The following is a 15,817-nucleotide window of genomic DNA, read 5'->3' on the forward strand; positions in this document are numbered from 1 at the left end:
GGCTCCGTCGCGCTTTCGTCCGCCGCATCGCGAGCATCGCTTGCGCCGATTCGCTCGATTCCATCGACGACGCGACGCGACGACGCCCGCGCGCAACCTCCCGCCCGGCCCGTCGCGCACCGCGAATCGCGCGCCCGGATCAGAACTTGTGCCGAATCCCGACGATCGCGAGCTCCTGCGAATCGGTGCCCGAGTTCACGCCATACGAACCGACGGACGCCTGCGCATCGACCACCGAGCCGTTCGCGCCGAGCGTGCGGCCGCTCGCCTTCTGATAGCCGAACAGCGCATAGAGATCGGTGCGCTTCGACAGTGCGTAGCCCGCGCCGAGGTTCACCTGGTGATAGTGCGCGGAAGCGGGCCCCGTCAGCGACGTGTAGTTGTAGCCGACGCCCGCGCGCAGCGCCGGCGAGAACTGATAGTTGAAGAACGCGGAGCCGCTGTTGAACTTCGCGGTTTCGTTGAACGTCGACAGCGAATCGCGGCCGTAGTGCGTGTTCGAATACGCGAGGCCGAACGTCGCCGAGCCGAGCACGTACTGGCCGCCGACGCGCACGATCTGAATCGACTTCGCGCTCGCGAAGCCCTGGTTGATCACGGTGTTGAACAGCGTGTCCGAGCTGCCCGTCCACGTGCGCACGCCGTTCGCGGCGGTCGTGCCGCCGTCCGCGTACAGATAGCCGGCGCCGAGCGACAGCGGCCCGTTCGCGTAGCTCGCCGCGAAGCTGTACGTGCGGCCGCTGCCCGTCGCGCCGGCCACGCCGCCGAAGCCGTACAGCGCTTCGAACTGGAAGCCCGACAGCACCGGGCTCGTGTACTTCACCGAGTTGCTCACGCGCAGGCTGTTGTCGTAGTTGTCGAGGTCGCCCGGCGTCGCGAACACGCCGCCGAAGTAATTGTCCTCGGTAAGCCCCTGCACGAGATCGACGACCGGATCGTATTGGCGGCCGAGCGTGACGGTGCCCCACGTGTTGCTCGCGAGGCCGACGATCGCCTTGCGGCCGAACTCGCGATTGCCGTTCTGCTGGCCGGTGCCGAGATTGAAGCCGTTTTCGAGCTGGAACAGCGCCGCGAGGCCGCCGCCCAGATCCTCGGTCCCCTTCAGGCCCCAGCGGCTGCCGGACAGGTTGCCGCTGCTGAATTTCACGAGCGACGACTGATTGCGGCCGTCGGTTCCCTGCGCGTTGTGCACGTATGCGATGCCCGCATCGACGATCCCGTACAGCGTGACGCTGCTTTGCGCGTGCGCGCCGGCGCAGAGCAGGAGGCCGGCCGGCACGGCGAGCGCGGCGAGGTGCTTCGTTTGCTTCATGTGGTGGTTGTCCTCGTAGTCGACTTGTTGTTGGAATCGCTGAACGATACGGACAGGACGACGAACCGAAAACCAATTAATTCTGCGATGGTTATGATGGGCGCCGGATCGCCGAACTCGGCACGCGCCCGCGACAATGTCGCCGGCGCCGCGCCCGCCCGATTCGCCGCGCGCGACACCGACACCATATATCGGGCACCGGAGCGTGCGCGCGCACGAACGCATCAGCCGAATTCACGACGCAACCGACGCGCATTGCAGATTTCGAATAGGCCAGTTGACGGCCGCGACGCGGTCATTCAAGTCGAAATCGGGTTCGCGCGCGCCTTACTCGGCCACATGACGGCGAAGGCCTTATTGCCCCAACGGCCCGCGCCGATCTTGATTACGCGGCCCCAGCCGCGCAATGCGAGCATCCCCGATCCACTTCGAACTCGATTCGCGGCGACCGAAGTCGATTAATGCCCACCCGACACATCAATCATAAATCCACGCGCGGAAGCCGCATTAGCCGCCGACAGGTCGCAAAAGACAGCCGTCTCACATATCTCGGACAAGGATCACCATTCAGCTTCCACGAATCCCACATTACCCTTTTAAATCAACCACTTCAAATACGATCAAAATTTTAGTTTCTAATTAACATCGGCTCTAATTCCGCTTTCAACACGTTATTGTCACAGATCAATTACAAGATCCTTAAAAATTCATTAGACAGTTACGAGAATCCTATGGTTAAATTCACTCGACTCGCCGGGCCATCGTCTCTCATCGATTGAATTCATCCTGTTTGCAGGATTCAGTCGAATAACCGATATAACGATAAATTCCGGCAAAAGTGCCTCCGACATTCCTTCGAAAATAACAATAAATTCCAAGCTGTCAAATGTTGTGCGGGAAAGCAGCCTGCGGCAAGCGGATTATCAATGTCTGCTCATTTGATCTTGACTTCGACGGATATTTAGCAATGCTAATCGAGACGCAAACCCTAGCGGAAACATCCGGCTCCACACACGGAGGCATTCGAGGAAAGTTGCAACAGCAAGGTTGGGCCAGATTCGACGCCGCCGATCTCGACCACGTCGAAGCAAAATCACACTGCCTCGCACAGCTCAGCCGTTACGCCGATCAGTTGCCTGTCGATCGCCACGGGGGTGCCGGCCGGCACCGCAGCTATGCGGAAGGCGTTCTCGCGCCGAACGACGGCCACGTCGCATGGAAGCCGGGCTTCGTCGGACTCGACGGCGCGATCGAAATCGAATATCGCCAGGAAATCGGTTTTCAACCCGAATACGGCGGCGTGCACCGCCGTTTCCTGCGAACGAGCGACAGCATTCTCGCACTGCCGCTGATCCGCAAGCTCATCCGCTTCGATCTCGCGCTCACGCCGCTGAGCGAACTCGACGAGCCGCTCCTGTGCGGTCTGCACGTGCTCCGGATGCGCGCGTTGCCGGGCGTCATGTCGAGAATCACGCCGGACTGCCTGCACCAGGACGGCCAGCCGTTCACGGCCGTCCATCTGATCGACCGCACCAGCGCGGTCGGCGGCGTCAATTACATCGCGCCGCCGCAGTATGCGGGCCGCCAGGTGGACGACGTCCCCGACGAACAGGTTCGCGCATTCTCGCTTCACGTGCCGCTCGAGAGCTACATCATCGACGACGCAGCCGTCAGCCATCACGTGACGTCGATCTCGTGCGCGCCCGGCGCGCCGTGCGGCATGCGCACCGTCATCCTCATCGATTTCACGCCGCTCGATGCAGTCGTCCGCTCACCGTCGGACGCCGCTCGCCCAATCGTGCCAACATCCAATCCGGAGCCCGTCCGTGACTAATCGCTCTACTCGATTGAAATCGCTCGAAGAAGTCGAGCGCGACACCGCCGCTGCCGGACACGGGGTGCTCACGCTCGCCCCAACGGCGGCGCAGCGTCGTCTGTGGTTCATCACGAGCGGCGACGTTCGCTCGGCCACTTACAACATCGCAGCGGCATTTCGAATCCGCGGTCACCTCGACGAAAGCGCGCTCGGCAGCGCATTCGTCTTCGTCGCGAACCGGCATCCGATTCTCGCGTCGCGTTTGCGCACCGTGGACGGCGAGCTCGTCATCGACGTACGCCCCGCCGGCTCGCTGCTGCAGGTCGCGGACCTGAGCGAGCTCGCGGCCGACGCACAATCGGCCGCCGTGCAACAGCACGAGCGCGAGCTGGCCGCGCATCTGTTCGATCTCGAGAACGAAGCGCCGCTGCGCGCGACGCTGCTGCGCATCGGCGGCGATCGCCACGTGCTGCTCGTCAATATTCATCACATGGCGATCGACGCATGGTCGCTGGATCTCTTTTATCGCGAACTCGGCGACGCCTATCGCGCGCTGCGCGACGGCCGCGAGCCGGCGCTCGCCGCCGTGCGGTACGCGACGGTCGACGAGGCCATGGATCAGCTCGCCGACGCGGCGCTCAAAGACGAATCGCGCCAATACTGGCAGCGTCGTCTCGAAGGCATTCCGAACCTGCACAAGCTGCCGACCGACCGGGCCCGCCCGCCGCAGCAGCGCGGCGCGGGGGCCGTCGTCGAGCACGCGTTCTCGCCGTCGATCGCCACCGGCATCGCGCGCCTCTGTCGCACGGCCGGCGTGACGCCGTACACGATCGGCGTCGCGGCGTTCGCCGCGCTGCTCCATCGGTATTCGAACGAAAGCGATATCGTCATCGGCAGCCCGTTCGCGAACCGCGCGACCGAGGATGAGCAGCGGCAAATCGGCTTTTTCATCAACTTGGCGCCGCTGCGCTTCGACTTCAGCGGCGCACCGAGCTTTCTCGAGCTGCTCGCGCAAGCGACGACCACGGTGCTCGATGCATTCGAGCACATCGGCCTGTCGTTCGACGAAATCGTCGACGCCGTGCAGCCGCCGCGCTCGCTGAGCCACGCCCCTGTCTTTCAGGTCATGTTCGATTACCTGAAGGGCTCGTCGCACGCGCTGTCGCTCGCCGGCGCGCAAGTCGAGGGGGCGCTGATCCACAACGGCACGGCGAAATACGATTTGACGTTGTCGCTCGAGGAAATCGACGACGCGTTGATCGGCTATCTCGAATACGACACGGACCTCTACGACGAAGCGACGATCGCGCGCCTCGCCGGCCATCTCGATCAATTGCTGCAATCCGTGCTCGACGCGCCGAACGAGCCCGTGACGAAGGGCTCGCTGCTGAGCGATGCCGAGCTTGCCGACATTTTGCGGCTCGCCAAACCCGGCGAACCACTCGTGTCGGACGGATTCTCGCCGATTCCGCAGCGCATTCGCGCTGCGGCGCGACGCACGCCAGATGCGGAGGCCGTCGTTCATCGCGAGACGCGGCTCACGTACGCGCAACTCGATCGGCTGTCGGATCGCGTCGCGGCGCAGCTGCGCGCGCGAGGCGTGACGGCGGGCAGCCGCGTCGCGTCGTTCGTCTCATACTCGCACGAGGTCCCGATCGCATTCGTCGCGATCCTGAAAGCCGGTGGCGTCTATCTGCCGATCGGACCGGACGATCCGCGCTTTCGCGACAAGATCGACGACGCGAAGCCGTTCGCGATCGTCACGACGGCGCACGATCTCGCGCGGCTCGACGGCGACCTTCGCGCGCTCGCGCTCGTGCTCGACGAAGCAGCCGGCGACCCGGCCCGCGACACCTCGAGCGCGCCGCCGTTCGAAATCCCGGCATTGCAGGAGGATGATCCCGCCTATGTGATCTATACGTCGGGCTCCACCGGCAAGCCGAAGGGCGTCGAGGTGTCGCACGGCAACCTGAATCTGTCGTATCACGCGTGGCGTCAGGCCTATCGCTTCGATCAGCCCGGCCATCCGATCGCGCTGCAGCTCGCGGGGCCGACGTTCGACCTCGGTATCGGCGACCTCAGCCGGACGCTCGGCTCGGGCGGCAAACTCGTGATGTGCCCGCGCGACTGGATGCTCGACGCATCCAGGGTGCATGCGCTGATCGAGCACGAGCGCGTCACGTTCGGTGATTTTCCGCCCGTCGTGCTGCGCGAGCTGATCCGCTACTGTCACGATCACGATGCGCGACTCGACGGCCTCGCGACCCTCGTGTGCGGCGCCGACGTCTGGTTCGGCCACGAACTGCAGGCGGCGCAAGCGCTGTGCGCGCCGCACGCGCGCGTGCTCGGCTCGTACGGCGTAACCGAAGCGACGATCGACAGCTCCGTGTTCGATCCGGCCGAGCACGATCTCGCGCCCGGCAGCGTCGTTCCGATCGGCCGGCCGCTGTCGAGTTGCGAGCTCTACGTCGCCGACGCCAGGCTGCAGCTCACGCCGATCGGCGTGCCGGGCGAACTGCTGATCGCGGGCCCCGCCGTGTCGCAACGCTATCTGAACAACCCCGAGCTCACGCGCGAGAAGTTCATCTCCGGCGCGTTCGATGCGCGCGGCCGCCTCGCGCAGGCCCCCGGCCAGACGCGCTTTTACCGCACGGGCGACATGTGCCGCATGCTGGCGGACGGCACGATCGAATTCCTCGGACGGCGCGATCATCAGGTCAAGATTCGCGGGTTCCGCGTCGAACTGGGCGAAATCGAAAGCACGCTCGCCGCGCATCCGGACGTGCGCCAATGCGCGCTCACCACGAAAAACGAGCAGTTCGACGACGCCGTGCTCGTCGCATACGTCGTCAGCGACGCGCCGACTGCCGCGCTCTATCACTTCCTGCGCGAACGCCTGCCCGCGCACATGTTGCCGACAGTGATCGAACAACTGCCGGAGCTGCCGCTGACGGCAAGCGGCAAGATCGATCGAAAGCGTTTGCAGGCGCTCGAGCTGTCGCCGCTCGGCGGCAGCCGGGCGGAGCCGCGCACCGAGACCGAGCGCCGCGTGCTCGAGCTCTGGCGCGCCGTGCTGCCCGCGCCCGTCACGGGCGTCGACGAAAACTTCTTCTTCTGCGGCGGCCACTCGCTGATCGCCGCGCGCCTGATCTCGCGCGTCAACGACGCATTCGATGTGCGTCTGCGGGTCGCGACGTTGTTCAAGCACCCGACCGTCGCCGAAATGGCCGAGCACGTCGACGACGCGCGACGCGCGTGCCCGCGGGCGAGCCACGCGCCGGAAGCGCCGCTCGCGAGCGCCGCGGACGCGCCGGCCCCCGGATCGGCCGCGCAGCGATCCGGCGATCCCCGCCGACTCTCGCTCGCGCAGAACAGCCTGTGGCTCGCGGCGAAGCGGCGGCCTCGGGATTTCACGTACAACATCCCGATGGTCTGGCGCCTCGACGGCGCGCCGGATCGCGACGCGCTCGCGCGTGCGCTCGACGATATCGCACGCCGCCATCCCGCGCTTCGCACGACGTTTTCCGCGAAGCTCGTGCCGCTCGACGACGAATCGGGCAACGCATCGCTCGAACCGGCGCAGATCGTCGCCGACGCGGCGCACGCGCCGTTGCGCATCGTCGACGTCGCCGACGACGAGACACTGTCCCGCCTGCTACACGACGAAGAAACCGCGCCGTTCGACCTGACGACGGGCCCGCTCGTGCGCGCCGTTCTGTTCGCTCGCGGCGAACGCTGTCACCTGCTATGCGTGACCGTCCACCACATCGTGTTCGACGGCCCGTCGCTCAGCATCTTCTGGCGCGACCTGCAGGCTGCCTACAACGCCCGCGCGCGCGGCGAAGCCTTCGATCCGCCGCCGCCCGACGCGACGTACGCGGATTTCGTCGCGCGACAGCGCGCACTCGCGAACGCGCCCGCGCTCGAACGGACGCTGTCGCACTGGCGTGAATGCCTGCGTGAACTGCCGCCGACGCTGCGCATTCCCGCCGACGACGCCGCGCGTGCGCAACCCGGATCGTCGAGCTTCGAGATTCCCGCGCCGCTCGCGGCGCGAATCGAGCAAACATCGCGGCAACTCAACTGCACGCCGCTGATGTTCTATCTGAGCCTGTTCGCGCAGGCGCTGCGTGACGAAACGGGCGACGACGACCTCGCGATCGGCATCCCGATTTCATTGCGCCCGACCGAGGCGTTCGACTCCGTCATCGGTTTCTTCACGAACACGCTGCCGCTGCGCGTGCGCTTCGGCGAAGCCGGCACGTTCCGGAGCCTGCTGGAGCAGGTCAAGCAAACCTGCCTCGACGTGTTCGAGCACCGGGACGTTGCGTTCGAGCAATTGGTCCAGGCGCTCAATCCGGCGCGTCATCCGACGCGCAGCCCGATTTTCCAGGCGGGATTCTCGTACGACCTCGACGAAGTCGGCTCGCTCGATCTCGATGGCGTGCGCGCGACGCCTCATCCGCTCGAGACTTACGTCGCGAAGCTCGACCTGGAGTTCGCCGTCACGCGGCAAGGCGACGCCGTGTTCGGGCACCTGATGTCGCGGCCCGGCTCGTTCGGCGGCGCGTCGCTCACGCGGATGCGCGATCGCATGCTCGCGCTCGCGGCACGCGCGGCGGCTGACGTCGACTGGCGCACCGATGCGGCGCCGAACGGCCATGCGGCGGCCGCGATCGCCGACGCGGACGGCGAAAGCGACGCCGGGCATGCCGACCTCTACGCGCTGTTCGCCGCGCGCGTCGCCGACGGCGGCGAGCGCGTCGCCGTCGAAGCGGACGATCTCTCACTGACGTATCGCGAACTCGATGCGCTGTCAGCGGCGATCGCCACGGCGCTGCGCAACGTCGGCGTTCGCGGCGGCGACCGCGTCGGCATCTGCGTGGGCCGCCATCCGTACGCCATCGCGGCGATGCTCGCGATCGCGCGCATCGGCGCCGCATTCGTGCCGTTCGATCCGGATCAAAAGCCGCAGTGGAACCAATACATCGCGCACGACGCGGCGCTGCGCGCGATCGTGAGCCGCAACGCGCTCACCGCCAAGGTGTCGCACCTGAATCTGCCGCTCGTCGATGCCGATCTCGTCGACGTCGACGCATCCGCCGGCGCGCCCGCGCCCGACGCCGCGATCGCGCCCGGCGACACCGCTTACGTCATTTACACGTCCGGTTCGACGGGCATGCCGAAGGGCGTCGCGGTCCCGCATCGAAGCGTGTGCCACAACGTGCTCGCGATGCGCGACGCATTGGGCATCACGCACGGCTCGCGCATCGCGCAGTACCTTTCGCCGATCTTCGATGCGGTGCTCGCCGAGATATTCCCCCCGCTCGCGTCGGGGGCGGCGATCGTCTTCGGCGACCGCCAGAGGCTGCTGCCCGGCAGCGATCTCGTCGAATGGCTCGCGCAACGGCGCATCACGCATCTGGTTATCGTGCCGTCCACGCTCGCGCTCGTGCCGCACGCGCCGCTGCCCGCGCTGGAGGCGATCGTCGTCGGAGGCGAAGCGTGTCCGCGCGAAGTCGCGCAGCGCTGGGCGGCCGGGCGACGCCTCTTCAACGGCTATGGCCCGACGGAATGCGCGATCGCCGTCTCGATGGCCGAATACTGGGCCGAAGGCGAACGTCTCGTGCTGCGCCCGCTCGGCGGCGCGCGCTTTTACGTGCTGGACGACGCGCTCGAGCAAACGCGGGACGGCGCCGCGGGCGAATTGTTCGTCGGCGGCGTCTGCGTGTCGCACGGCTATCTGGGCAAGCCCGCCCGCACGGCGTCGGCGTTCGTCGCCGATCCGTTTGCCGCGCGCCCGGGCGCGCGGATGTATCGCACCGGCGATGTCGTCAGACAGCTCGACGACGGCAGCGTCCAGTTCATCGGCCGCGCGGACCGCCAGGTGAAGATCCGCGGCTTCCGGATCGAGCTCGACGCAGTCCGCGCCGCGTTGATGGAAGCGCCGGGCGTGCGCGCGGCCGAAGCGCTCGTCCATCCCGATGCGCGCGGCCAGTCGGAGCTTGTCGGCTACGTCGTCGGCACGAGCGACCGGGATGCGATCGCCGACGCGCTGCGCGGCAAGATACCCGACGTGATGATTCCAACCGCATTCGTGTTCCTCGACCGCCTGCCGACCGGACGCACCGGCAAGGTCGACCTGCAGGCGCTGAAGGCGATCAAGCCGACGGCGGACGGCGCTGCGCGCGCGATCGCGCGCACGCCGCCCGACAAGCCGGCCTCGCCGCGCGCAACGCCCGCGGCCACGATCGCCAAGGTCTCGGCCATCTGGCGCGAACTGCTCGGACGCGCCGACATCGGCGACGACGAGAATTTTTTCGAGGCGGGAGGCCATTCGCTGCGCGCGGTCGCGCTGCATCAGCGCCTCGGCGAAGAATTCGGCAGTTGGGTCACGCTTACCGACGTGTTCGAATATCCGACCATTCACGCACTGTCCGCGCAAATCGACGTGTTGCGACGCCGGCACGAACCGGCCGCGAGCGAAGCGCCGCCGCCGGCGGAAACGGCGGCGGCCGCCGTCGACGAGCACGCGATCGCCGTCATCGGCCTTGTCGGGCGCTTCCCGCAGGCGCCGGATCTGCAAACGTTCTGGACGCGCCTGCTGTCGGGCTACGACGCCGGCGCTGATCTGTCTGACGACGAGTTGCGCGCCCGCGGCGTGCCCCCCGAGGTCATCGCGCATCCGAACTTCGTGCGGCGCGCGAAAGTGCTCGACGGCGTCGCGGATTTCGACGCCGAGTTCTTCGGCTACTCCCCGCGCGAGGCTCAGGTGATGGACCCGCAGCAACGAATCTTTCTCGAGCTCGCGTGGGAACTGCTCGAGGAGGCGGGCTACGGCGACCGCGACGCGCAGCGGCCCGTCGGCGTGTTCGGCAGCGTCGCGTTCAGTTATTACCTCGTCGAGAACGTGATTCCGAACATCCGCACGCACCGCCTCGACGCGGGTCAGTGGATGCTCGGCAACGACAAGGATTTCGTCGCGACCCGCACCGCGTACAAGCTCGATTTGCGCGGCCCCGCCGTCAGCGTCGCGACGGCCTGCTCGTCGTCGCTGACGGCCGTTCACATGGCTTGCGCGAGCGTGCGCGCCGGCGAGTGCGCACTCGCGATCGCGGGGGCGGTCGGACTCGATCCGGAGCAGGCCGGCTACGTCTATTCGGAAGGCGGCATCATGTCGCCGGACGGCCGCTGCAGGCCGTTCGACGCCGCCGCCAACGGCACGGCGGGCGGCAGCGGCGCGGGCCTCGTGCTGCTCAAGAAGCTATCCGCCGCGATTCGCGACGGCGACACGATCCATGCGGTCATCAAGGGCTCGGCGATCAACAACGACGGCGGCAGCAAGGTCAGCTACACGGCGCCGAGCGTTAGCGGCCAGGCGGCCGTGATCGGCGACGCGCTGCGCGCCGCGGGCGTCGCCGCCGACACGATCGACTACGTCGAAGCGCACGGCACCGGCACGCCGCTCGGCGATCCGGTCGAAGTGCGGGCGCTGACGCAAGCGTTCGCGGCGGCTTCGAGCGAGGAAGCGAACGCCGCCGCGCCGTCCGCCCGCAAGTGCGGGATCGGCTCGGTGAAGGGCAATATCGGGCATCTCGACGCCGCGGCCGGCATCGCGGGCCTCATCAAGACGATCCTCGCGCTGCGCCACGAGACGATTCCGCCGAGCATTCATTGCAACGAGCCGAACCCGGAAATCCGCTTCGACGAAACGCCGTTCGAGGTCGTCCGCGCCGCGCGTGCGTGGGCGCGCGGCCCGAGGCCTCGGCGCGCGGGCGTGAGCTCGTTCGGCGTCGGCGGCACCAACGCGCACGTGATCGTCGAAGAAGCGCCGATCGCGCCGATCGAACGGCAGGACGCGGACGACGGCGCACAGTTGCTCCCGGTGTCGGCAAAATCGCCCGAGGCGGTCGGCGAGGCCGCGCGACGCTTGTCGGCGCGCCTGTCGAACGGCGTCGAAGGCGCGACGCTCGGCAACGTCGCCCACACGCTTCAGGCCGGACGCACCGCGTTCGCGCATCGCGCCTTCGTCGTCGGCGACGACATGAGCGCGGTCGCCGCGCAGCTTGCGCGCGCCGCGGACCTGCCGATCGTCGGCGCGCGCAAGTCGGCGCCCGTCGTCTTCATGTTTCCCGGCCAGGGCAGCCAGCACGCGGGCATGGGACAGGCGCTGTATCGCCGGTATCGCGTATTCCGCGATGTCGTCGACCACTGCGCGGACATCCTCATGCCGCATCTTCACGTCGACATCCGCGCGCTGATCCGCGGCGACAGCGACGGCGGCGGCACGGCCGGCGCGGACCGGCTGCGCGAGACGCGCTACGCGCAGCCCGCGCTGTTCACGGTCGAATACGCGCTCGCGCGCCTGCTCGAGGATTGGGGCATCGCCCCCGACGCGCTGATCGGCCACAGCCTGGGCGAACTGGTCGCCGCGTGCGTGTCGCGCCGGCTCGCGCTCGACGATGCGCTCGCGCTCGTCGCCGCCCGCGCATCGGCAATGCAACGGCAGCCGGCCGGCGCGATGCTCGCCGTCACCGCGTCGCCGGAGCATCTCGACGCGCTGTACGCGACCGGCTGCGAGCTCGCCGCCGTCAACGGCGACGACCAGTTCGTGCTGTCCGGCGCGCCCGGCGACATCGCAAAGCTCGAAGACGCGTGCGTGCTCGCCGGCCTGCCGTGCCAGCGCCTCGCGACCTCGCATGCGTTCCATAGCTCGCTGATGGAAAACGCGGTGGGCGAGATCAACCGCGTCGGCGCATCGCTGCGGACCGCCGACGGCACCGTGCCGATGATCTCGAATCGCAGCGGCCGGTGGTTCGACGAAAGCGACCGACGGGACCCCGGCTACTGGGGTGACCACGTGCGCCGCACGGTTCGGTTCTCCGAAGGGTTGTCGACCGTGCTCGCCGCATTCGATCGCCCGCTGCTGCTCGAAGTGGGTCCCGGCCGCGCGCTCGCATCGCTTGCGGCCGGCGTCGACGGCCTCGAGCGTTCGCGCGTCGCGACGACGATGCGACATGCGCGCGAGCCGCGCACGGACGACGTGGCGTTGCTGACGGGCGTCGGCTCGCTGTGGGCGCACGGCGCGCACGTCGAATGGGAACGCCTGCGCGACGGCGCCGCCGCGCGCCGCGTCGCACTGCCCACTTATCCGTTCACCCGCAAACGCCACTGGCTGAGTCGCCCGGCAGCCGACGCCGCGCCGGCTCCCGCACCGCCGTCCTCGCCGGACGACGGCACGCTGCGCTTCGAGCGCAAGGAAATCGACGCGCAGCGCATCGACGTCTGCTTCACGTTGAGCGAGCGTTACTGGTTCGTCGACGAACATCGCATCTTCGGCGGCCACGGCGTGCTGCCGGGCACCGGCTGCCTCGAGCTCGTGCGGCGCGCGTTCGTCATCTCGCACGGCGCGTCGCAGCCCGTGCTGCGCGACGTTTATTTCCCGTCACCGCTCGTGTTCGACGCCGGCGTGCAGCGCAGCCTGCGCGCCGTGTTCAAGCAGCGCGACGGCGCGCTGGATTTCGTGCTCGAGAGCCGCCCCGACGACGCATCCGGCGCCTGGACGCCGCACGCGAGCGGCAACGTCTCGGCGACGCGCCTCGCCGACGCGCCAACGCTTTCCGACGGCTCGATCGACGCGCTGTGCGCCCGCCTGTCGCTGCAGCCGCTCGCCGATGCGCCGGCGCAGTTCCGGCGCGCGTTCGCGGAGTACGGCCCGCGCTGGCACTGCATCGACGCGGTGTGGCTCGGCGAGCGCCAAGGCCTCGCCCGCCTGCGCCTGCCCCACACGTTCGAGCGCGACCTGCCCGCGTTCGCGCTGCATCCGGCGCTGCTCGATCTCGGCGTTGCGTTCCTGCATGCGTGCCTGCGCCCCGCCGACGCATCGCTGCCGTTCCGGTACGAGACGCTGACGGTTCATGCGCCGCTGACGGCCGAGTGCTACAGCCTCGCGATCGAACGCGCGCCGCGGACATTCGACGTCACGCTGTTCTCGTGGAACGCGCAAGCGCGGCGCGCGACGACGCTCGTCGAAGTCCGCGGATTCGGCCTGCGGGAAACCAACCGGGCCGGCGGCGCGACGCCGGCCGACTGGTGCCGCACGCCCGCCTGGGCGCGGGCGCCGCTGCCCGCGCACCAACGCGATACGGGCGCCTGGCTGACGTTCGCCGATGCGCCGGACGAACCGCTTGCCGCGCACGCGCCGCCGCGCAGCGTGCTGGTCGTCAAGGGCGACGCGTTCCGGCAGCTCGACGACGCGCGTTTCGCGTTGCGTGCCGGCTCCGGCGACGACTACGCCCGGTTGCTCGACGCGCTCGCCCGCGCCGGACGGCTGCCGTCGCAGATCGTCTACGCGTGGCGCGCCGACGAATCGCGCCCGGCGCTCGACGCAACGCTCGACGGCTTCACGCATCTCGTCACGCTGATTCAGACGCTCGCGCGCCGAGCGATCGCGCCGCGCGTGACGCTCGTCACGCGACGATGGCGCCGCGCCGACGCGCCCGCCGCCTGCGCGACGGCAGCGACGGCGGCGTCGCTCAAGGCGGTGCAGTGGGAGTTTCCCGACATCGTCTGCCGGCATCTCGACGTCGACGACGACGAGCCGTCGACGCAACAGGCGCTGCACACGGAACTGTCGATCGTGCCGGAGATTTCCGAGAGCGGCATCGGCTACTTCGACAAAGCGGCGACCGTCTGCCTCGCGGCCGGCTCACGCGAAACGCTCCGGTTCGTCGATGCGCCGGCGCCCGATACGACGCAAGGCGCGCCGCTGCGCGACGGCGGCGTCTATCTAATCACGGGGGGGCTGGGCGGCATCGGCGGCGAGCTTGCCCGGCACATCGCGGAAACGGCGCCGGGCGCGAAACTCGCGCTGATCGGCCGCCAGCGCGAAGGGTTGACCGACAAGCAAGCGGCCAGGCTACGCGCGCTGGAAGCCGCGGGCGCCGACGTGCTCGTGCTGCGCGCCGACGTCGCCGACGCGCGGCAGATGCGTACGGCGATCGCCGAACTGCATGCGCGCTTCGGTCAGGTGAACGGCATCGTCCACTCGGCAGGCGTCGAGGCGAGCGGCCTCATCGAGACGGGCGCGCCCGACGCGTGGCGGCGCGTGCTCGCCGCGAAAGTCGCCGGCACGCACAACCTCATCGATCTCGTCGCAGCCGATCGCCTCGACTTCGTCGTGCTCTGCTCGTCGCTCGCGTCACTCGTCGGCGGCCTCGGTCAGGCCGATTACGCGGCCGCGAACGGCTACCTCGACGCGATCGCGCGCCACTGGAGCCGAGCGCGCATCCCGGTCGTTTCGCTGAACTGGGATGCGTGGACGGAAACCGGCATGGCCGTCGACTACACCGAGCGCACCGCGCATCGCGGTGCCGACTCGGTGCGCGGCCTCACCAATCGCGAGGGCCGCGCGATCTTCGACCTCGCGATCCGCATGCCCGGCTCGGGCATCGCGCAACTCGCAGTCAGCAAGTTCGGCTTCGATCGCCAGCCATCGAACGCGCAGCGCAAAACGGCCGCCGCGCCGCCTTCGAGTGACGTGGAGCGCACGCTCGTCGGCCTTTGGCGCGACCTGCTCGGCGTCGACGACGTCGGCATCGACGACGATTTCTTCGATCTCGGCGGCCATTCGCTGCTGGCGACGCAGCTGATTTCGCAAGTGCGCGATCTGTATGGCCGCTGCCTGACGCTCGGCGAGTTTCTCGACGCGCCGACGATCTCGCGAATCCTGCGCTCGATCGACGCGACGGGCAACGCGACAAGCGACTCGCCGCAATCGAACGACGCGGCGATCCGCTATTGCATCGTGCCGATGGTCGACGAGGGCCGCCGGGCGCCGTTCTTCTGCATTCCCGGCATGGGCGGCAACATCACGCAACTGCTGCCGCTCGCGAAGACGCTGCGCGCGGACCGGCCCGTCGTCGGGCTTCAATATCTCGGGCTCGACGGCATGGCCGAGCCTCACACGTCGATCGAACAGATCGCCGCGCATTACATCGCCTGCATGCGGTCGGTGCAGCCGCAAGGCCCGTATCACTTCGGCGGTCATTCGCTCGGCGGCAAGATCGCCTATGAAATCGCCCGGCAGTTGATCGACGCCGGCGAACGCATCGGGCTCGTCGTGCTGTTCGATTCCGCCGCGCCGCCCTATGCGCCCATGGTGTATCAAGACGATGCAGAGATGGCTCGCCTCATCCTCGGCATCTTCGCGTATTACGCGGACAAGCCCGAGCTCGTCGACGGCATCGACGCCGCGCTCGCGCCGCTTTCGCGCGCCGCGCTGCTCGAGTTCATCGGCGAACGGCTCGCGGCATCCGGCGTCGTGCACTCGCAAGCGGACAGCAATTCGATCCGCGGGCTGTTCAACGTCTATCGAGCGGCCGCCGACCTGTCGCCGAAGTACGATCCGCCGCGCGTGCAGCGGCCGATTCCGATGCTGCTGGTGAAGGCGGCGGGCCCGACGCCGGAAGGCTTCAATCTGCCGGAGATCCGCGACACCGCCGCGTGGGGTTGGGAACGGTTCACGAGCCTGCCGGTCGAGTGCCGCGAAGTGCCGGGCAATCACTACTCGTGCCTGATGCCCGACTACGTCGAGCACGTGTCCGCCTGCGTGCGCGCGGCGCTCGCTTCGGCCGACGCGGCCTCTGCCGCGAATCCCGCCGTCGCATGAGCGCGCCTCCGACGCAAAG

Annotated in this window: 4 protein-coding genes; 3 read left to right on the forward strand and 1 reads right to left on the reverse strand. The window is 68.2% G+C overall.

The genetic code is table 11. From position 1 onward, the window contains the following. Window positions 1–139: 139 nt before the first annotated feature. Entirely contained in the window at window positions 140–1,312 is a 1,173-nt protein-coding gene (locus tag WS78_RS30265) for a porin (protein ID WP_059579841.1), read from the reverse strand. Between the two features lie 30 nt (window positions 1,313–1,342). Here WS78_RS30265 and WS78_RS37325 point away from each other — a divergent pair, with 30 nt between their 5' ends. From WS78_RS37325 to WS78_RS30280, 3 genes are all read left to right on the forward strand, one after another. Beyond that, window positions 1,343–1,774 (forward strand): hypothetical protein, encoded by a 432-nt coding sequence (locus tag WS78_RS37325; RefSeq protein WP_197419410.1) that lies wholly within the window; start codon window positions 1,343–1,345, stop codon window positions 1,772–1,774. A gap of 571 nt (window positions 1,775–2,345) precedes the next feature. Beyond that, complete coding sequence (locus WS78_RS30275) at window positions 2,346–3,146, forward strand: 2OG-Fe dioxygenase family protein (RefSeq protein WP_038752024.1); 801 nt, start codon at window positions 2,346–2,348, stop codon at window positions 3,144–3,146. Then, window positions 3,139–15,798 (forward strand): hybrid non-ribosomal peptide synthetase/type I polyketide synthase, encoded by a 12,660-nt coding sequence (locus tag WS78_RS30280; RefSeq protein WP_226377259.1) that lies wholly within the window; start codon window positions 3,139–3,141, stop codon window positions 15,796–15,798. Before WS78_RS30275 ends, WS78_RS30280 begins: the two co-directional genes overlap by 8 nt. Window positions 15,799–15,817: the final 19 nt, after the last annotated feature.

Origin of the sequence: Burkholderia savannae, assembly GCF_001524445.2 — a bacterium.
In the GTDB taxonomy this organism is placed as follows: domain Bacteria; phylum Pseudomonadota; class Gammaproteobacteria; order Burkholderiales; family Burkholderiaceae; genus Burkholderia; species Burkholderia savannae.